Raw genomic sequence first — 19,445 nt, 5'->3', positions numbered from 1 at the left:
AATAATCGGCAATTAAGCCGCAGAATTCAGTATTACGTTTGTTCACCCGGCGACGGGTGCTACTTCTTCGCTCGCGCCTGCGTGATAATGCGAACTTCCTCACGCTCTGCTGCGCTCAATCCTTCGGTACGCGAGCGGGCAATTAATTCGTTAAGTCTCAGATCCAACGCGGAGTCAAAAAGATGCTCCAGCGCATCGGTGAACGTTTTTTCTGCGATGTCCCTGTCTGCTATATCGTCCCACATTGAGAGTTTTTCAAGGGTTGCGGCTTCATTTGTGCCGCGATACTGCTCCAGCAGCTGGCCGGTAGTGAGTCCTGGCTGTGACAAACAAGTGTTGACCAATTCCCGGAATAAGCCAAGCCCGGGCAATTTTTCCGCGTTCAGCCCTGATAAATCGGGCACCAGCGGCGCCAGCTCCGGGTTTTGCAGCAGCAGTCCAATCAGTATACGCATGGTTGTGCGTTTTAGCGTCGGCACCGGCCGTGAAGCAGAACTATCTGCCTTTTTCGGCATCAGTCGCTCCAGCTGGCTATCGTCCAGGATCCCCAGCTTGTTGCCCAGCTCCTGACGCAGATAGATGCGCAGCGTTTCGCCCGGAACCTGGTTGAGCAGCGGCAGCGCCAGCGTACTGAGCTGCGCGCGTCCGTCCGGCGTACTCAAATCAACCTGCGGCAGCAGGCTGTTGAACAAAAACGTGGAGAGCGGCTGAGCCTGCTCCATCCGCGCTTCAAACGCCGCTTTGCCCTCTTTACGCACCAGCGTATCGGGATCTTCCCCATCCGGGAGGAACATAAAGCGCAGCTGGCGGCCATCGGTCATATAGGGCAGCGCCGTTTCCAGCGCGCGCCATGCGGCTTCACGTCCGGCGCGGTCGCCGTCGTAGCAGCAGACCACGCTGTTGGTCACCCGGAACAGCAGCTGGATATGATCCGCTGTGGTCGAGGTGCCGAGCGAGGCGACGGCATAGTTGATGTCGTACTGCGCCAGCGCGACGACATCCATATAGCCTTCAACCACCAACAGCCGCGGCGGTTCCTGCTGGCTCAGCTGCGCTTCATACAGGCCATACAGCTGGCGGCCCTTATGGAAAATATCGGTTTCCGGGGAGTTCAGGTACTTCGGTTGCCCGTCGCCCATAACGCGCCCGCCAAAGCCGATAACCCGGCCCCGCTTATCGCGGATGGGGAACATGACGCGCTCGCGAAAGCGGTCATAGCTGCGTCCGTTATCGTTGGTCACCAGCATACCGGCGTCGATAAGCGACTGTCGGTTCTCCTGATTTCCCCCGAAACGCTTTAATACGTTGTCCCAGCCCGGAGGCGCATAGCCAATGGCAAAACGCTCAATGACCTCGCGACTTAAACCGCGTTTATCCAGATACTGGCGGGCAGGTTCTGCCGCGGGCTGCGTCAGCGACTGCTGATAAAACGCATTCAGCCCGTCGAGCAGCTGATACAGGTTTTGACGCTGATGGCGTTCAATCTGGCTGGGCCCACTGCCGGCTTCGTACGGCACTTCAAGGTTGTGCATCGCCGCCAGCTCTTCTACGCTTTCCACGAAGTCGAGCTTGTCGTACTCCATCAAAAAGCTCAGAGCGTTACCGTGTGCGCCGCAGCCAAAGCAGTGGTAGAACTGTTTTTCACCGTTTACGGTGAAGGAGGGGGTTTTCTCATTATGAAAAGGACAGCACGCATGAAAATTCTTGCCCTGCTTTTTAAGCTTTACCCGTGCGTCGATAAGGTCGACGATATCGGTTCGAGCCAGCAGGTCATTGATAAAAACGCGTGGAATACGTCCAGCCATAAGCCCCGTGTAGTAGCTTGAATAACTGACATAAGTCGAGTGGCAGGATGGCCGTGGGCGTACCCACTATCTGCGACTTGAATTATGAAAGTTATAAACGAAAACAAGCCGCGCATTCCTTTCGGAAGCACGGCCCTTTATAGCAACAACTCTGTCTGAAATGAGGACCTGAGTCCTCAATCAATTAGTACAGACGAGTGCGGCGTGCGTTTTCGCGAGCCAGTTTCTTCGCGTGACGTTTCACAGCAGAAGCTTTAGCGCGTTTGCGTTCGGTAGTCGGTTTTTCATAGAACTCACGACGACGAACTTCCGCCAGAACACCTGCTTTCTCGCAGGAACGCTTGAAGCGACGCAGTGCTACGTCGAACGGCTCGTTTTCACGTACTTTAATTACCGGCATGTGCCTCTCACCTTTGATTAAATCGGTTTGCTGCTGGCATCAACGCCAGCTTATTTCAAAATGGTGCGGAATTTTACTGCAACTGCTGCTGCTTTGTAAAGCACCGCCAGGCGTTCCACGCCATCTTTTACGCAAGCGATACGCTGCGGCCAGCAATTTGCCGACCTTATCACACGCCGCCTCGGGCATGGCGCCATTCCAGGGGCACAGAGTATACACGACACTCGCGTTTGGGTGCGCAAAGTTTTACAACTTCCGCGCTGCGGCATACACTGCGCGGCAGTTAACAGAGGTAGAAATCAGCCATGCGTGTACTGGGAATCGAAACATCCTGCGATGAAACCGGCATCGCCATTTACGACGATGAAAACGGGTTGCTCGCCAACCAACTGTATAGTCAGGTGAAACTTCACGCTGACTACGGCGGCGTGGTGCCTGAGCTGGCTTCACGCGATCACGTGCGTAAAACCATTCCGCTGATTCAGGCCGCCATGAAAGAGGCCAACGTCGCGCCGGGTGAGATCGATGCGGTGGCCTACACGGCCGGCCCCGGTCTGGTCGGTGCGCTGCTGGTCGGTGCGACCATCGGTCGGTCGCTGGCGTTTGCCTGGGACGTGCCGGCGATCGCCGTCCATCACATGGAAGGCCACCTGCTGGCGCCGATGCTTGAAGATAACCCGCCGGCGTTTCCCTTTGTCGCGCTGCTGGTTTCCGGCGGCCATACCCAGCTCATCAGCGTGACCGGCATCGGCCAGTACGAACTGCTGGGCGAGTCCATTGATGACGCCGCGGGTGAAGCCTTCGATAAAACCGCCAAGCTGCTGGGGCTGGACTATCCCGGCGGCCCGCTGCTGTCGAAGATGGCCGCACAGGGCGTTGAAGGGCGCTTTACCTTCCCGCGCCCGATGACCGACCGTCCGGGGCTGGATCTGAGCTTCTCCGGTCTGAAAACCTTTGCGGCCAACACCATTCGCGATAACGGCACCGACGATCAGACCCGTGCCGATATCGCCCGCGCGTTTGAAGATGCGGTGGTGGATACCCTGATGATCAAGTGCAAGCGCGCGCTGGATCAGACCGGCTTTACGCGTCTGGTGATGGCGGGCGGCGTCAGCGCCAACCGCACCCTGCGGGCAAAACTGGGGCAGATGATGGAGAAGCGTCGCGGTGAAGTGTTCTACGCGCGTCCGGAATTCTGTACTGATAACGGGGCGATGATCGCCTATGCGGGAATGGTGCGGTTTAAGGCAGGATGCGTGGCGGACTTGAGCGTCTCTGTGCGTCCGCGCTGGCCGCTGGCGGAGCTGCCGGCCGCCTGATAGCCCGTTAGCGGGCCTGTGCATTGCTCGTCGCAGCCCTGCGGCGAGCGTTTACTCTACGTTGTCTTTCTCTGCGTGCTTCTCGTCGCTTTTCTTACGCCTCAGCTTCTTCCAGATCTTACTCTCCTGACCCCGCCACAGGCGCTGAATGTTGTCGTGATGACGCATCAGGATCAGACACGAGAGCATCGCGACCGGGAAGGTGAACTGCGGTTTGAACCACCAGACGTAGAAGGGGGCAATCAGCGCGCTGATAATCGCCCCAAGGGACGAGTAGCCGCTCAGCAGGACGGTAAGCAGCCAGGTCACGGCCATCACACCGGTGAGATCGAAGCCCACGGGCGCGATGGCACCAAACGCGGTGGCAACGCCTTTACCGCCGCGAAAATGGAAGAAAATCGGCCAGATATGGCCCAGACAGGCGGCGATAGCAATCAACCCCAGCCAGAACGGCGTAACGCCCAGCGCGTAGGCGCCCCACACCGGCAGCATGCCTTTCAACACGTCGAATATCAGTACCGCAAGTGCGGCGCCCTTGCCGCCAATGCGTAAGACGTTGGTCGCACCGGGATTACCGGATCCGCTCAGGCGTGGGTCGGGCAGACCCGCGAGTCGGCAGACCAGAATGGCGCTGGATATGGAGCCGCACAGGTACGCGAGGATCATCATCCCAGGCGCGATTACACTCATAACGCTGTTCCGTTTTGAAAATGTCGTTGTATTCTCTGCATCTGTGGATAATACGCATATTTCGCCGGAAGTGGTATCCCGCCGTACAGCCTGAGGCTGGCAACGCGGCGAGCTGCGGGCTTTCGGCTTAGCCAACCATCGGGCAGGTGATCGTGGACATTGTATTTATAGAGCAACTTTCAGTAATCACCACTATTGGCGTTTACGACTGGGAACAGACCATCGAGCAGAAGCTGGTGTTCGATATCGAAATGGCATGGGACAACCGCCGTGCGGCAAAAAGCGACGACGTGAATGACTGCCTGAGCTATGCCGACATCAGCGAGGCCATCGTCGGCCACGTGGAAGGTAATAAATTCGCGCTGGTGGAACGTGTGGCGGAAGAGGTGGCGGATATCCTGCTGACCCGCTTTGCCTCGCCCTGGGTGCGCATCAAAGTCAGCAAGCCTGGCGCCGTCGCGCGTGCGGTAAACGTCGGTGTAATCATCGAGCGTAGCAATAATCCGAAAGAAACCATTTAGTTTTCATATTCATTAAACCAAACGCGGGGATACGGGTCATACTGCGTGGACATTTTGCAGCCGCTGCACAGGCGCGCTGCTTTTATTCTTTTGAATATTTTTAGAGGGTCATTTGATGAGTGATATGCACTCGCTGCTGGTGGCGGCGATACTCGGCGTGGTCGAAGGCCTGACCGAGTTCCTGCCCGTCTCCAGCACCGGTCACATGATTATCGTCGGACACCTGCTGGGGTTCGAAGATGAAACGGCGAAGACGTTTGAAGTGGTGATTCAGCTCGGGTCGATTCTGGCCGTGGTGGTGATGTTCTGGCGCCGTCTGTTTGGCCTGATCGGCATCCACTTTGGTCATCCGCCGCATGAAGGCACCGGCAAGGGCCGTCTGACCCTGATCCACATCCTGCTCGGCATGATCCCGGCGGTAGTGCTGGGGCTTATCTTCCATGACGCCATCAAATCCCTGTTTAACCCTATCAACGTGATGTATGCGCTGGTAGTCGGCGGCTTCCTGCTGATTGCCGCTGAGGTGCTGAAGCCGAAAGAGCCGCGCGCACCGGGGCTGGATGATATGACCTATCGTCAGGCGTTTATGATTGGCTGCTTCCAGTGTCTGGCGCTGTGGCCGGGGTTCTCGCGTTCAGGCGCCACCATTTCCGGCGGGATGCTGATGGGCGTAAGCCGCTACGCGGCGTCGGAATTCTCGTTCCTGCTGGCCGTGCCGATGATGATGGGCGCAACGGTGCTCGATCTCTACAAGAGCTGGCACTTCCTGACCATGGCCGACTTCCCGATGTTCGCCGTGGGCTTTGTTACCGCGTTCCTGGTGGCGCTGGTGGCTATCAAAACCTTCCTGCATCTCATCAAGCGTATTTCGTTTATCCCGTTTGCCATCTACCGCTTTGTGGTGGCCGCCGCGGTCTACGTCGTATTCTTCTGAGTAAGACGCTCCCGGCTTTCAGGCCGGGAGCGATCAGCCTTCCGCTTTCGGCTGGGGGCAGTGTATCTCCTTCCACGCGCTGACCGCCCAGATCCGGCGTCGGGTCAGTTCTTCACGAATCTCCGTCCCCTGAAAACCAGCGTCCACGACATCTTTCGTGGGTACGGCTTTCGCCACCGCAAAGGCCTCGCGCAGCAGTCGGCCCTGCGGATAATCGCTCGCTTCAAAACCGGTACGCCCGCGCACGTCCGCTTCGCTGGTTAAGGCGACCTGCTCCACGCGCTGGGGCTTGCGCCAGGCGTCGATGCTGTCGAACAGCCTGATGATGGTTTTCGGTTGCAGGATCGGGAAGGTATGGATCAGATCGTGGTACTCCGCCACCAGCTTCGCCAGATCGCGCATCTCGTTCGGGACGCGCAGGCGCTGGCACAGCTTTTCGACCAGCTTCACGCCCGCCGGGCCGTGGCCGTGGTGGCGCGGCCAGAGATGCTTCGGCGTCAGGCCTTTGCCCAGATCGTGACACAGCGTGGCGAAGCGTACGTCGATGGCCGGGCTGAGCATCGCCGCCATCGAGAGCGTCATCAGGACGTGAACGCCGGTATCGATCTCCGGGTGCCATTTGGCCGGGGCCGGTACGCCGAACAGCGCATCAAGCTCCGGAAACAGCACCTTCAGGGCGCCGCAGTCGCGCAGCACCTGGAAAAACACCTGCGGATTGCGGGTGCCCAGCGCAGCTTCGGTCTCTTTCCACACCCGCTCCGGGGTCAGGTGCTCAAGCTCGCCGGCCTCCGCCATGCTGCGCATCAGCGCCAGCGTTTCATCGGCAATGCGGAAGCTGAGATGGGCATAGCGGGCGGCGAAGCGCGCCACGCGCAGCACGCGCAGCGGATCCTCGTTAAACGCCGGCGACACATGGCGCAGCAGGCGCTGGCGCAGATCGTCCTGGCCGTGATACGGGTCAACCAGCGTGCCGTCCGTATCGCGGGCAATGGCGTTAATGGTGAGATCGCGGCGCAGCAGATCCTGCTCCAGCGTCACGTCCGGCGCGGCGTAGCAGGTAAAGCCGGTGTAGCCCTGGCCGGATTTCCGCTCGGTGCGGGCGAGGGCATATTCTTCATGACTCTGGGGGTGCAAAAAGACCGGGAAATCACGGCCTACCTGCTGATAGCCGGCATCCAGCATCTCCTGTGGCGTAGCGCCCGTCACGACCCAGTCCCTGTCTTTGACCGGCAACCCCAACAGCTCGTCGCGTACCGCACCACCCACCAGATAGATCTTCACCAGCCACTCTCCCGTCGTTATTAAGCCCACGATAATACGTAAGTGTAGAGGAGATGGCGACGTAAAAGGGGGGCACCGCATTCCCCGTCCCGCGCGGCTTTACACACGGATGCCGCGTACCGTTTGGCTAACACCTTGTTTATGTGCAAACTTATTACATCCACTTAACGTAAATCGGAGGTGAGGTATGCACAGAGATGTTCAGGCATGTATTGATACCTGCTATGCCTGCGCGGCGGCGTGCGACTACTGCGCGGCGTCCTGTCTGGCGGAAGATGACAACGGGATGATGAAAGATTGCATCCGTATGGACACCCAGTGCGCGGCGATATGCCGTCTGTCGGCCCAGTTTCTGAGCCTTAACAGCGATTTTGCCATTGCGATGTGCCGGGTGTGCGTCGATATCTGCAAGGCCTGCGCGGAAACCTGCGTCCGGCATCCTCATGAGCACTGCCAGCAGTGCGCGAGAGCGTGCCGTGCCTGCGCGGATGCCTGCCTGCAGATGCTGGCCCGCCTGACCTCTGAACCGACCCTGGTTCAGTAACGCGCGCGGGGCGTATCCACACAGCCAGCCCAACCGGGCTGGTTTTTTCATTTGGTAATTTAGGTGAGGTTTATTTTCAGCGTGTTACGGTCGGGGCTGGTTTTTAAGTCCAGAAGGAAAGTACCGATGTTGAAAAAAGTGATTACCCTGAGCGCACTGAGCCTGGTTGTGATGAGCGGCGCTGCACAAGCCATTGAAGGCAGCGTGGATGTAAGCCGGAAAAGCACCAACCTCGAACTGGGCCTGGGTAGCAACACCCCTGGACTGTTTCTGAACGGCAACTGGCTGCGCAGTAATGATGACGGGAAAGCATTTGGCCTGGGTCTGGGCTACAACGTGGATGCCGGGGCACTGCGTGTGTCTCCCACTATCAAAGCGCTCTATACCCACCCGGAAAACGGTAAAGACGGTTATGCCACGGCGGTCGGCGCGGGTGCACACTACGCGCTGAACGACATGTGGGGCGTATATGGTGAGTATTACTATGCGCCGGAAGCGTTCAACAGCAACCTCGCCAACTACAAAGAGATCGGCGGCGGCCTGAGCTTCACCCCGGTATCGCTGGTGAACCTGCGTGCGGGCTATCAGTACATTGAGATGAAAAACCAGGACGGACGCAAAGATAACGTGCTGGTCGATGGCTTCACCCTCGGCGGATCGCTGCGTTTCTGATCCCGTCTGACAACAAGGGCGGCTCACCTCGCGGTGGCCGCCCTTTTTTATTGCCTGTCGATCGCTGTCATCGCGTCATTAGTTCATCCAGCGATCTTTGCGTTTACGGCTCGGGATCATATGCGGCAGCAGCAGGCCCAGCAGCAAACCGACGCCCGCGACGCCGCCGCCATACATAAACCACTGCATGATGATGGTGCGCTGCTTGTCATCCAGCTGAATATTGGCGGCGTCCACCTTCTTCTTCGCCACGATAAGCTCATTCTTCAGCTTCTGGTTCTCTTCCTTGAGGCCGTTGATGACGCTGTCGCTCTGGGCGACCTTCTGCTGCATATCGGCGGTGCGCTGATTCCAGGTGGCGTCAATGTTGGTGAGCTTGTCCGTCAGGGTTTTCACTTGGTTTTCCAGATCCGGCACCCGGGTGCGCAGGCTGGGCTGGTTGCTCAGCTGGCCAAGCGGGATCCACACGGTACGGCCTTCGCCGTCGCGAACCTGGCCATATTTGGTTGCGTCATTGCTTTGCAGCAGCGTTACTTCTTCGCCGGCATTCAGCGTGCCGACCAGACGATAGTTATCGCCAGGGCCGCTGCGTACCCAGGTATTCAGTTCATCCGAAACGTAACGTTTTTCGTCGGCGTGGGTGAGGGTTGAAACGCTAAGCGCAAGTAAAGTAAGGCAAATATGGCGTAATTTTGGCATCAGATGTCGTTGTCGTCGTTAAGCGTGGCACGATAATAGTGGCAACAGTCTGACGATGCAAAACCCAAACCTGAATAAGAATCTTCCAGGAGGGTCGCAGCGTTAGCGCGGCCACTGGCGTAGCGTTGCGTCTCATCAACCTGCCGGTTGGCACACGGCGAGACACAGAGAAATCAGTCACTTTCCGCAGCCAAAGCCCATTGTCAAGCCAGAGGCAGGAGGGCATAGTTAGGCCCATGCCCATCCATCCTCATACCGTGGGTATGGCGCGCGTACACGAAAAGCGGTCTGTAGTACTGACAGACCCGCGTCGGATTAGTTCGCGACGAATATTCCCCGGTGTGACAGAGCGAAAAGTAAAAGACTATGGCCCAGGAAATCGAATTGAAATTTATCGTGCAGCAAGACGCCGTTCCGGCGCTGCGCGCCCTGCTGGATACGCTGGGAGGCGAACACCAGCCGCCCCGCCAGCTGCACAATACCTATTATGAAACCGCGGACACCCAGCTGCGCCGTCACGACATGGGGCTACGCGTGCGCGGCGATAACGGCCGCTACGAGATGACGATTAAAACGGCGGGCCGGGTGGTAGGCGGACTGCATCAGCGCCCGGAGTACAACGTTCCGCTGGAGAGCGAGGCGCTGGACCTGGCGCGCTTCCCGGCGGAGATTTGGCCCGAAGGCATGGACGTGGCCGCGCTTCAGCAGGCGGTACAGCCGCTGTTCAGCACCGATTTCCTGCGTGAGAAGTGGGTGGTTACTCACGGCGAGAGCCAGATTGAGATTGGGCTGGACCAGGGCGAGGTGAAATCTGGCGACCTGAGCGAGCCGCTGTGCGAAATGGAGCTGGAGCTGCTGTCCGGCACGACAGCCGACCTGCTTAAGTTGGCGCGCCAACTGGTGGCGCAGCCGGGGATCCGTCAGGGCAGCCTCAGCAAAGCCGCTCGCGGCTATCACCTGGCGCAGGGAAATGCACCGCGTCAGCGTAAGCCGCTGGGCATCCTGAAGCTCAAGCCGAAGGCCACCGTTGAGCAGGCGCTGGAAGCCTCGCTGGAGATGGCGCTGGCGCACTGGCAGTATCACGAAGAGCTGTGGGTACGCGGTATGGACGAGGCCAAAGCCGACGTGGTGAATGCCATCGGGCTGGTGCGTCACGCGCTGATGCTGTTCGGCGGTATCGTACCGCGTAAAGCGAGCACTCACTTACGTGATCTGCTGACCCACTTTGATGTCTCCCTGACCCAGGGCCTGCCGGCTGAGAATCTGGCCTACAGCGCGGAAAGCGGCATCACCAAGCTGGCGCTGACCGACTGGCTTATCTCCCGTCGCTGGCAGCCTTATCTGGACGAGAAGGCGCAGGCCAAAATCGCCGACTCCTTTAAGCGCTTCGCCGATACCCATCTTTCTCGCCACGCCGCCGAGCTGCGCAATGCCTTTGAGCGTCCGCTGGGCGACAAATACCGCGATCAGCTTCCGCGCCTGGCGCGTGAAACCGATGCGCTGCGCCTGCTGGCGGGCGTCTACGACGACGCGGTGAGCGCTCCCTGGCTGGAAAACTGGGAAGGGCTGCGTCACGCCATTGAGACCCGCCAGCGCATTGAGATTGAGCACTATCGCAACGAAGCCATTTCGCAGGCGCCGTTCTGGCGGCACAGCGGAAAACGTTAATTCAGGCGAAGGAATCCCTATGATCCCGCTCTCCCCGGCATTACAGCAACAGTGGCAGAAGGTGAGCGAGCGCGTGGCGCAGGCGCTGCCGGACACCGCGCTTTCTGACGACGCGCGTGCGGTGCTCGCGTTCAGCGATTTTGTGCAGGACAGCGTCATCGCGTGGCCGACGTGGGCCGGGGAGCTGCTGCGCGAGCCGCCGCGGGCGGATGAACATCAGCATTATGCCGCCTGGCTGAGTGACGCCCTGCGCGACGTTGCCGACGAGCCGGGGCTGATGCGCGTGCTGCGCCATTTCCGGCGACGCATCATGGTGCGCATCGCCTGGGCGCAGGCGCTGGACCAACTGCCCACCACGGTGATCCTGGCTCAACTTAGCCAGCTTGCCGAAACCCTTATCGTGGCGGCCCGGGACTGGCTCTATGCTGCCTGCTGCCGCGAATGGGGTACGCCGTGCAGCAGCGAGGGGACGCCCCAGCCGCTGCTGATCCTCGGCATGGGTAAACTGGGCGGCGGGGAGCTTAACTTCTCATCGGATATCGATCTGATCTTTGCCTGGCCGGAAAACGGCGTGACCCAGGGCGGGCGACGCGAACTGGATAACGCGCAGTTCTTTACCCGACTGGGGCAGCGGCTGATCAAAGCGCTGGATCAGGCCACTCAGGACGGCTTCGTCTATCGCGTGGACATGCGGCTGCGTCCGTTCGGCGACAGCGGCCCGCTGGTGCTGAGCTTCGCCGCGCTGGAGGATTACTACCAGGAGCAGGGCCGCGACTGGGAGCGCTATGCGATGGTCAAAGCCCGCATCATGGGCGACAACGACGGGGCCTACGCCGGCGAGCTGCGGGCCATGCTGCGCCCGTTCGTGTTCCGCCGCTACATCGATTTCAGCGTCATTCAGTCGCTGCGCAACATGAAGGGCATGATCGCCCGGGAAGTACGGCGCCGCGGCCTGACCGACAACATCAAGCTGGGCGCGGGCGGGATCCGCGAAATCGAATTTATCGTGCAGGTGTTTCAGCTGATCCGCGGCGGGCGCGAGCCTTCGCTCCAGTCGCGCGCGCTGCTGCCGACGCTGGAGGCCATTGAAACGCTGCATCTGCTGCCCGACGGCGATGCGCAGACGCTGCGTGAGGCTTACCTCTACCTGCGGCGTCTCGAAAACCTGCTGCAAAGCATCAACGATGAACAGACCCAGACGCTGCCCGGCGACGACCTGAACCGCGCCCGTCTGGCGTGGAGCATGCAGTGCGAAACCTGGGAAACGCTGACGCAGCGGCTGGAGCAGCATATGTCGGTGGTGCGGCGGGTGTTCAACGAGCTGATTGGCGACGACGAACCGCAGGCCGATGAGGACACGCTGCCCGAAGCCTGGCGCGAGCTGTGGCAGGACACGCTGGACGTGGAGGACTCCACGCCGGTGCTGGCGCATCTTGATACGCCGTCGCGTGAGCGGGTGCTGGCCCTGATTGCCGACTTCCGCAAAGAGCTGGATAAACGGCCCATCGGCCCGCGCGGGCGGCAGGTGCTGGACCAACTGATGCCGCGTCTCTTGAGCGACGTGTGCAGCCGGGCTGACGCTCATCTGCCGCTGGCGCGCATGATGCCGCTGCTGGTGGGGATCGTCACCCGCACCACCTACCTGGAGCTGCTGACCGAGTTCCCCGGCGCGCTGAAGCATCTCATCACGCTGTGCAGCGCCTCGCCGATGATTGCTAACCAGCTGGCCCGCTACCCGCTGCTGCTGGATGAGCTGCTTGACCCCAGCACCCTCTATCAGCCGACCGCCACCGACGCCTATCGGGATGAGCTGCGGCAGTACCTGCTGCGGGTGCCGGAAGAGGATGAGGAGCAGCAGCTTGAGGCGCTGCGCCAGTTTAAGCAGGCGCAGATGCTGCGCGTGGCGGCGGCGGATATCGCCGGCACGCTGCCGGTGATGAAAGTCAGCGATCACCTGACCTGGCTGGCGGAAGCAATAATTGATGCGGTGGTGCGCCAGGCCTGGGGGCAAATGGTAGCGCGCTACGGCAAGCCGCGTCACCTGAGCGAGCGTGAAGGGCGCGGCTTTGCGGTGATTGGCTACGGCAAGCTGGGCGGCTGGGAGCTGGGCTACAGTTCCGATCTCGACCTGGTGTTCCTGCATGACTGCCCGATGGACGTGATGACCGACGGCGAGCGCGAGATCGACGGCCGTCAGTTCTATCTGCGTCTTGCCCAGCGCATCATGCACCTGTTCAGCACCCGCACCTCGTCGGGCATTTTGTATGAGGTGGATGCCCGCCTGCGCCCCTCCGGCGCAGCTGGCATGCTGGTGACCACGGTCGAGGCGTTCGACGACTACCAGCGCAACGAGGCCTGGACCTGGGAGCATCAGGCGCTGGTGCGCGCCAGAGTGGTGTACGGCGACCCCCAGCTTAACGGGCGCTTTGATGCCATCCGGCGCGATATTTTGTGTCAGGCCCGCGACGGCGCCACGCTGCAAACCGAGGTGCGCGAGATGCGCGAGAAGATGCGCGCCCATCTCGGCGGCAAGCGGCGCGATCGGTTTGATATCAAAGCCGACGAGGGCGGGATCACCGATATCGAATTTATTACCCAGTATCTGGTGCTACGCTTTGCCCATGGCGCGCCGAAGCTGACGCGCTGGTCCGATAACGTGCGCATCCTCGAGTTGCTGGCGCAAAACGACATCATGCAGGACGACGAAGCCCGTGCGCTGACCCATGCGTACGTCACGCTGCGCGACGAACTGCATGACCTGGCGCTCCAGGAGCTGCCAGGCAATGTCGATCGGCAGGCGTTCCTGGCCGAGCGCGAGCAGGTGCGGGAAAGCTGGCGCAAATGGCTGGTGGAGCGGTGCGATACGCCGTAACTGTGCTATCATCGCGCGCAAATTTTGATATTCCCCACGCGGTTCGGGCAGGCAAAACAAGGCCTTGGCCCGACTACGGCGGGAGTTCTCTCTGGAGAGTCAGGAATGAAAGTAACGCTGCCCGAATTTGAGCGCGCCGCCGTGATGGTGGTAGGTGACGTCATGCTGGATCGCTACTGGTATGGCCCAACCAGCCGTATCTCCCCCGAAGCGCCGGTGCCGGTGGTAAAAGTGGATACCATCGAAGAGCGCCCGGGTGGCGCGGCGAACGTGGCGATGAACATCGCCTCGCTGGGGGCAAACTCGCGTCTGGTCGGTCTGACCGGCATTGACGACGCGGCGCGGGCGCTGAGCCAGTCGCTGGCGGGGGTGAACGTGAAGTGCGACTTCGTCTCCGTTCCGACCCATCCCACCATCACTAAACTGCGCGTGCTGTCGCGTAACCAGCAGCTGATCCGTCTCGATTTTGAAGAGGGCTTTGAAGGGGTTGACCCGCAGCCTTTACACGAGCGCATCAGCCAGGCGCTGCCGCAGATTGGCGCGCTGGTGCTGTCCGACTACGCCAAAGGCGCACTTACCAGCGTGGAGCAGATGATTGCGCTGGCGCGTAAGGCTAACGTGCCGGTGCTGATCGACCCGAAAGGCGCCGACTTTGCGCGCTACCGCGGCGCCACGCTGCTGACGCCGAACCTCTCTGAGTTTGAAGCGGTGGTCGGCAAGTGTAAAACCGAGGACGAACTCGTCAGCCGCGGCATGCAGCTGATCGCCGATTTCGAGCTGTCTGCGCTGCTGGTCACCCGTTCCGAACAGGGTATGACGCTGCTTCAGCCAGGCAAAGAGCCGTTCCACCTGCCGACGCTGGCCCAGGAAGTGTATGACGTGACCGGCGCCGGCGATACGGTGATCGGCGTGCTGGCGGCAACGCTTGCCGCGGGCAACAGCCTGGAAGAAGCCTGCTACTTCGCTAACGCGGCAGCGGGCGTGGTGGTCGGCAAACTCGGCACCTCAACGGTCTCGCCGGTAGAGCTGGAAAATGCGGTCCGGGGCCGTGCTGAAACCGGCTTTGGCGTCATGACCGAAGAGGGGCTGAAAGAGGCGGTTGCCGCCGCGCGCAAACGCGGTGAGAAAGTGGTGATGACCAACGGCGTGTTCGACATTCTGCACGCCGGCCACGTCTCTTACCTTGCTAACGCCCGCAAGTTGGGGGATCGCCTGATCGTCGCGGTCAACAGTGATGCCTCCACCCGCCGTCTTAAAGGCGATACCCGCCCGGTTAACCCGCTCGAACAGCGGATGATCGTGCTGGGCGCGCTGGAAGCGGTGGACTGGGTTGTGCCGTTTGATGAAGATACGCCGCAGCGGCTGATCGCAGGGATCCTGCCCGATCTGCTGGTGAAAGGCGGTGACTACAAGCCAGAAGAGATCGCCGGAAGTGAAGAGGTGTGGGCCAACGGCGGAGAGGTGCTGGTGCTTAACTTCGAAGACGGCTGCTCCACCACGAACATCATCAGAAAGATTCAGAAAAACAGCGGTAGCTAACCGGTACGCCGTGCGCTCTCCCTCGTGATGAGGGAGAGGCATACGGGCTTAGAGCGTATCAACCGGCGGGATAGCAGGCGGTGAACCCGCGCTGGTCGCGGCAGCAGGCGTAACGGCGTTATCAGCCGGTGCGGCGTGCGGTGCGGTCGGGGCGCTGCTCTGACGGCCTTCCAGCTCGTTCAGGCGCTGTTCCAGCGCGGTCAGTTTCTCGCGGGTGCGCAACAGCACCTGCGTCTGCACATCAAACTCCTCACGGCTTACCAGATCCAGACGCGACAGCTGCGCCTGCAGGGTCTGGCGGATGCGTTTCTCAACGTCTTCCCCGAATTCGCGAATCCCTTTGGGCATAGACTCATGTACCTGACGGGCGATCTGTTCAATTTTTTTCGGGTCAATCATAGCGGTTTCCCTGAGCTGGTATGGTGTTAACCTTAATTGTAATGCCTGATCCGCAGGGGATAAACCGGAAATGTCCCTGTTACGTCATTCAGGCGAAGAAGGGCGCGCTGGCGCTTATCACTATGAGTATATGAAGCTTATGGATTGCCGCCATTAATCATTGGCGTTATAGTGAACCCGCTTATTCTCAGGGCGGGGCGAAATTCCCCACCGGCGGTAAATCAGCAGTTTCGCTGAAAGCCCGCGAGCGCTTCGAAGGCAACTTTGAAGGTCAGCAGATCCGGTGTAATTCCGGGGCCGACGGTTAAAGTCCGGATGGGAGAGGGTAACGACTAAGCTCAGGCTACGGCCTGCTCACGTTATTATTATGCCGCGCCGCGGTACTCCTAAGACTGCCCTGATTCTGGTAACCATATTTTACAGAGGTTTTATTACCATGAATCAGACGCTCCTTTCTTCTTTCGGTTCCTCCGCTGAACGCGTGGAACAGGCACTTGCCGCGCTGCGCGACGGTCGCGGTGTGATGGTGCTCGACGATGAAAATCGTGAAAACGAAGGCGACATGATCTTTGCCGCAGAAACCATGACCGTTGAGCAGATGGCGCTAAGCATTCGCCACGGCAGCGGTATTGTTTGCCTGTGCATCAATGAAGAACGCCGTAAACAGCTCGATCTGCCGATGATGGTGGAGAACAACACCAGTTCGTTCGGCACCGGTTTTACCGTGACCATCGAAGCGGCGCACGGCGTCACCACCGGTGTTTCCGCGGCTGACCGTATCACCACGGTGCGTGCGGCGATTGCCGACGACGCGAAGCCGTCCGACCTCAACCGTCCGGGTCACGTGTTCCCGCTGCGCGCGCAGCCGGGCGGCGTACTGACCCGCGGTGGTCATACCGAAGCCACTATCGATCTGGTAACGCTGGCCGGTTACAAACCGGCGGGCGTGCTGTGTGAGCTGACCAACGATGACGGCACCATGGCGCGTGCGCCGGAGTGCATCGCCTTCGCCCGTCAGCACAACATGCCGGTAGTGACCATCGAAGATCTGGTTGCCTATCGCCAGGCGCACGAGCGCAAAGCGAGCTGAACGTAGCGCATAAAAAAAACCCGGCCAGGCCGGGTTTTTTTATGGCTGTGGACTGGCTTAGCCGATGCCGTTGCTCTGCAGTAGCGTCAGGCTGAAACCCATCACCGACATGCCGCACAGCACGCCGTAGCTTGGATTGTTATGCGGGTCGATCTCTTTGGCGAGCGGCATCAGTTCATCCACCGACAGCGCCACCATGATCCCGGCCACCGCCGCCATAATCGCGGCCATCAGTACCGGCGAGATCAGCGTGCCGAGGATCAGCCATGCCAGCACCCCGCCAAGGATCTCGGCCATTCCGGATACGCCCGCCCACAGCAGCGCCTTACGCTTAGAGCCCGTGGCGGCAAACACCGGCCCGGCTACCGCCAGTCCTTCAGGAATATTGTGCAGGGCTACCGCCAGGGCAATACCCATTCCCAGCTCCAGATCGCTGCTCGCGGTAACGTAGGTGGCGATCCCTTCCGGGAAGTTGTGCAGGCTGATACCCAGCGTTAACAGCAGGGCGGTACGTTGCAGATTGCGCTTCTTCAGCGAGCCATCCACCAGATCCTGCGGATGCGCGTGGGGCAGGGAGCGATCCAGCACAAAGTAGCCCACGAGGCCGAGAATAAACATGCCGTAACCCAGCACCGGCGACATCCCTTCGGTATGCAGCGCGGCGGGCAGCATCTCCATCAGGGAGATGAGCAGCATGATGCCCGCGGCAAAACCGAGGGAAAAGGCGAGTACCCGGTTAGATGGTTTCTGGCCCAGCACGCCAAGCAGGGCGCCGATAAACGTAGCGCCGCCTGCCAGAACGGTCAGGATCAACGGTACCGACATGTCACTCTCCTTTGATAATGATTCTCATTAATATTAATGACTGCCGGGTGAAATAGCGAGACCGCACAACCCGGATTTACACAGCGCTTACATTCAAATTTCCTGACGATCTTCATCATGGTTATCTGAGTTCAAACCTGCCCAAAAACGCGTAATGTGGTGCGTATCTTATGTAGACCAGTTTGAAGGATAACACCATGTCTCCTGACCGAATGCCAGCACTGTTTCTGGGGCATGGCAGCCCAATGAATGTCCTTGAGGACAACCTTTACACCCGCGCCTGGCAGCGGCTGGGTGAAACCCTGCCGCGGCCCACAGCCATCGTGGTGGTGTCGGCGCACTGGTATACCCGTGGCACCGGCGTTACCGCGATGGAAACCCCGAAAACGATCCATGATTTCGGCGGCTTCCCGCAGGCGTTATATGACACCCACTATCCTGCCCCCGGCTCGCCGGCGCTGGCACAGCGGCTGGTGGATCTGCTGGCACCTGTCCCGGTGACGCTCGACAACGAAGCCTGGGGCTTCGACCACGGCTCCTGGGGCGTGCTGATCAAAATGTACCCGAATGCGGATATCCCAATGGTGCAGCTCAGCATCGACAGCACCAAACCCGCTGCCTGGCACTACCAGATGGGGCGCAAGCTTGCCGCGCTGCGCGACGAAGGCGTTATGCTGGTTGCCAGTGGCAACGTGGTGCATAACCTGCGTACCGCGCGCTGGCACGGCGAGAGCACGCCTTATCCGTGGGCGCAGTCGTTTAATGATTATGTAAAAGCGAATCTGACCTGGCAGGGCGAGGCCGATAAGCATCCGCTGGTGAACTATCTGGAACATGAAGGTGGCAGCCTTTCAAACCCCACCCCGGATCACTATCTCCCGCTGCTCTACGTGCTTGGCGCGTGGGACGGCGTCGAACCGGTGACGGTGCCGGTAGAGGGCATGGAGATGGGATCGCTGAGCATGCTGTCGGTTCAGGTAGGGTAAAGATAAAAACAAGGCGCGGAGCCCGCGCCTTGCTCGAGACTACTCCACAAAAATGTGCGGGTAGAAACGCGACATGTCCTGCGTGATAAGCGCTTTATCTTCGCGGATGCCGATCCCGGCGGGCTCATCGTTAATCAGCCAGCTGCCGATCAGCGTGTAGTTGCCGTCAAACTGCGGCAGCGGGTGGTACTGCTGAACAATCATTCCCTCCTCGCCGTACACGCCTTCTGAGCGGGCAATCTCCTGGCCGTTATCGACGATGGTGATATTGGCGCCTTCGCGTGAGAACAGCGGCTTCACCACGTACTTTTCCATTTCAGGATGGTCGTCTTCCGCAAACCAGGCAGGCAGCAGGTTCGGGTGGTCGGGGAACATCTTCCACAGCATCGGCAGCAGCGCTTTGTTGGAAATGATGCTTTTCCAGGCCGGCTCCAGCCAGCGCACGCCGGCATCTTCCAGCTTGGTGGAGAACATCTCGCGCAGCATAAACTCCCACGGGTAGAGCTTGAACAGGTTGCTGATCACCTGATCCTGCAGATCGGTGAACTGCCCTTTTTCGCCAAGCCCGATGTCTTCAACGAACAGGAACTCGGAGGCGACCCCCGCTTCGTTGGCGCAGTCCTGCAGATACTGCACCGTGCCGCGGTCTTCCACGCTGTCGCGACAGCAGGTGAAATGCAGCAGCTGGAAGCCATACTGTTCGCGCAGCTGTGTGAAACGATCGATGATCTTCTCTTGCAGACTGTTGAACTGGTCGCTGCCCTCGGGCAGCTTTCCGGCGCCAAGCTGGTCTTCAAGCCACAGCCACTGGAAAAACGCCGCCTCGTAAAGCGAGGTGGGGGTATCAGCATTGTTCTCCAGCAGCTTCGGCTCGCCTACGCCATCCCAGGCCAGATCGAGACGGGAGTAGAGCGAGGGCTGGCCGGTGCGCCACGACTGGCGAACAAACTCCCAGGTGTGCTTCGGAATGCGGAATTTGGCGAGCAGCTCGTCGCTCTCTACCACGGTTTCCACCACCTTGAGGCACATCTGATGCAGCTCGGCGGTGACCTCTTCGAGGCGCTCCACCTGGGAGAGGGTCAGCTTGTAGTAGGCGTCTTCACACCAGTACGGTTCTCCGTACATGGTGTGAAAATTAAAACCGTATTCGGTGGCTTTTTCGCGCCAGTCCGGGCGCTCAACAATCGCAACGCGTTCCACC

Annotated in this window: 18 protein-coding genes and 1 riboswitch; of the genes, 10 read left to right on the top strand and 8 right to left on the bottom strand. The window is 59.9% G+C overall.

The features are described from left to right. Positions 1 to 59: 59 nt before the first annotated feature. Both dnaG and rpsU read right to left on the bottom strand, forming a co-directional pair. A complete protein-coding gene (gene dnaG / locus DW58_RS03045) occupies positions 60 to 1,805 on the bottom strand; it encodes a DNA primase (protein ID WP_024549899.1) in 1,746 nt (581 codons plus the stop codon). 184 nt (positions 1,806 to 1,989) lie between these two features. Continuing rightward, positions 1,990 to 2,205 carry a 30S ribosomal protein S21 gene (gene rpsU, locus DW58_RS03040; RefSeq protein WP_001144069.1) on the bottom strand — a complete coding sequence of 72 codons (216 nt, stop codon included), beginning with the start codon at positions 2,203 to 2,205 and terminating at the stop codon, positions 1,990 to 1,992. 305 nt (positions 2,206 to 2,510) lie between these two features. Here rpsU and tsaD point away from each other — a divergent pair, with 305 nt between their 5' ends. Next, complete coding sequence (gene tsaD / locus DW58_RS03035; protein WP_024549900.1) at positions 2,511 to 3,524, top strand: tRNA (adenosine(37)-N6)-threonylcarbamoyltransferase complex transferase subunit TsaD; 1,014 nt, start codon at positions 2,511 to 2,513, stop codon at positions 3,522 to 3,524. Positions 3,525 to 3,575: 51 nt separating this feature from the next. On the opposite strand, the gene plsY is transcribed toward tsaD, so the two are convergent. Continuing rightward, positions 3,576 to 4,214, bottom strand: coding sequence for a glycerol-3-phosphate 1-O-acyltransferase PlsY (gene plsY, locus DW58_RS03030; RefSeq protein WP_024549901.1), 639 nt, complete (start codon positions 4,212 to 4,214; stop codon positions 3,576 to 3,578). A gap of 152 nt (positions 4,215 to 4,366) precedes the next feature. Between plsY and folB the strand changes: the two genes are divergently transcribed. Both folB and bacA read left to right on the top strand, forming a co-directional pair. Then, the gene (gene folB / locus DW58_RS03025; protein ID WP_035885525.1) at positions 4,367 to 4,735 is read left to right on the top strand and encodes a bifunctional dihydroneopterin aldolase/7,8-dihydroneopterin epimerase; all 369 of its coding nucleotides are present in this window, start codon (positions 4,367 to 4,369) and stop codon (positions 4,733 to 4,735) included. A 115-nt stretch (positions 4,736 to 4,850) separates the two neighbouring features. Then, entirely contained in the window at positions 4,851 to 5,669 is an 819-nt protein-coding gene (gene bacA, locus DW58_RS03020) for an undecaprenyl-diphosphate phosphatase (RefSeq protein ID WP_024549903.1), read from the top strand. Positions 5,670 to 5,702: 33 nt separating this feature from the next. On the opposite strand, the gene DW58_RS03015 is transcribed toward bacA, so the two are convergent. Then, positions 5,703 to 6,950 (bottom strand): multifunctional CCA addition/repair protein, encoded by a 1,248-nt coding sequence (locus tag DW58_RS03015; RefSeq protein ID WP_024549904.1) that lies wholly within the window; start codon positions 6,948 to 6,950, stop codon positions 5,703 to 5,705. Positions 6,951 to 7,137: 187 nt separating this feature from the next. Between DW58_RS03015 and DW58_RS03010 the strand changes: the two genes are divergently transcribed. Together DW58_RS03010 and DW58_RS03005 are read left to right on the top strand one after the other, a co-directional pair. Further along, positions 7,138 to 7,494, top strand: a complete 357-nt coding sequence (locus tag DW58_RS03010) for a four-helix bundle copper-binding protein (RefSeq protein WP_024549905.1) — start codon at positions 7,138 to 7,140, stop codon at positions 7,492 to 7,494. Between the two features lie 126 nt (positions 7,495 to 7,620). Continuing rightward, positions 7,621 to 8,166 carry a YfaZ family outer membrane protein gene (locus DW58_RS03005; RefSeq protein WP_024549906.1) on the top strand — a complete coding sequence of 182 codons (546 nt, stop codon included), beginning with the start codon at positions 7,621 to 7,623 and terminating at the stop codon, positions 8,164 to 8,166. Positions 8,167 to 8,244: 78 nt separating this feature from the next. Here DW58_RS03005 and DW58_RS03000 read toward each other — a convergent pair whose 3' ends face one another. After that, positions 8,245 to 8,865, bottom strand: coding sequence for a TIGR04211 family SH3 domain-containing protein (locus DW58_RS03000; RefSeq protein ID WP_024562520.1), 621 nt, complete (start codon positions 8,863 to 8,865; stop codon positions 8,245 to 8,247). A gap of 366 nt (positions 8,866 to 9,231) precedes the next feature. Between DW58_RS03000 and DW58_RS02995 the strand changes: the two genes are divergently transcribed. The 3 genes from DW58_RS02995 (at position 9,232) to hldE (ending at position 14,944) form a co-directional block, all read left to right on the top strand. After that, positions 9,232 to 10,533 (top strand): CYTH domain-containing protein, encoded by a 1,302-nt coding sequence (locus DW58_RS02995; protein ID WP_024551119.1) that lies wholly within the window; start codon positions 9,232 to 9,234, stop codon positions 10,531 to 10,533. 19 nt (positions 10,534 to 10,552) lie between these two features. Further along, positions 10,553 to 13,405: a bifunctional [glutamate--ammonia ligase]-adenylyl-L-tyrosine phosphorylase/[glutamate--ammonia-ligase] adenylyltransferase gene (gene glnE / locus DW58_RS02990; RefSeq protein WP_029592396.1), complete on the top strand. Its 2,853-nt coding sequence runs from the start codon at positions 10,553 to 10,555 to the stop codon at positions 13,403 to 13,405. A gap of 105 nt (positions 13,406 to 13,510) precedes the next feature. Then, positions 13,511 to 14,944: a bifunctional D-glycero-beta-D-manno-heptose-7-phosphate kinase/D-glycero-beta-D-manno-heptose 1-phosphate adenylyltransferase HldE gene (gene hldE, locus DW58_RS02985; protein ID WP_024550281.1), complete on the top strand. Its 1,434-nt coding sequence runs from the start codon at positions 13,511 to 13,513 to the stop codon at positions 14,942 to 14,944. Between the two features lie 48 nt (positions 14,945 to 14,992). Here the strand turns inward: hldE and ubiK are convergent, their stop codons facing one another. After that, positions 14,993 to 15,343: a ubiquinone biosynthesis accessory factor UbiK gene (gene ubiK, locus DW58_RS02980; RefSeq protein WP_024550282.1), complete on the bottom strand. Its 351-nt coding sequence runs from the start codon at positions 15,341 to 15,343 to the stop codon at positions 14,993 to 14,995. Between the two features lie 179 nt (positions 15,344 to 15,522). Then, positions 15,523 to 15,674: riboswitch (FMN riboswitch) on the top strand. A gap of 105 nt (positions 15,675 to 15,779) precedes the next feature. Here ubiK and ribB point away from each other — a divergent pair. Continuing rightward, complete coding sequence (gene ribB, locus DW58_RS02975) at positions 15,780 to 16,433, top strand: 3,4-dihydroxy-2-butanone-4-phosphate synthase (RefSeq protein WP_024550283.1); 654 nt, start codon at positions 15,780 to 15,782, stop codon at positions 16,431 to 16,433. A 57-nt stretch (positions 16,434 to 16,490) separates the two neighbouring features. Here the strand turns inward: ribB and zupT are convergent, their stop codons facing one another. Next, positions 16,491 to 17,258, bottom strand: a complete 768-nt coding sequence (gene zupT, locus DW58_RS02970; RefSeq protein WP_024550284.1) for a zinc transporter ZupT — start codon at positions 17,256 to 17,258, stop codon at positions 16,491 to 16,493. A 197-nt stretch (positions 17,259 to 17,455) separates the two neighbouring features. On the opposite strand from zupT, the gene ygiD reads away from it, so the two are divergent. Further along, entirely contained in the window at positions 17,456 to 18,244 is a 789-nt protein-coding gene (gene ygiD / locus DW58_RS02965; protein WP_024550285.1) for a 4,5-DOPA-extradiol-dioxygenase, read from the top strand. Between the two features lie 39 nt (positions 18,245 to 18,283). Here ygiD and DW58_RS02960 read toward each other — a convergent pair whose 3' ends face one another. Further along, the gene (locus tag DW58_RS02960) at positions 18,284 to 19,444 is read right to left on the bottom strand and encodes a glutathionylspermidine synthase family protein (RefSeq protein WP_024550286.1); all 1,161 of its coding nucleotides are present in this window, start codon (positions 19,442 to 19,444) and stop codon (positions 18,284 to 18,286) included. Position 19,445: the final 1 nt, after the last annotated feature.

The sequence above is a fragment of the Siccibacter turicensis LMG 23730 genome (assembly GCF_000463155.2).
Classification (GTDB): domain Bacteria; phylum Pseudomonadota; class Gammaproteobacteria; order Enterobacterales; family Enterobacteriaceae; genus Siccibacter; species Siccibacter turicensis.
This window is presented reverse-complemented; position numbering and strand designations above follow the sequence as displayed.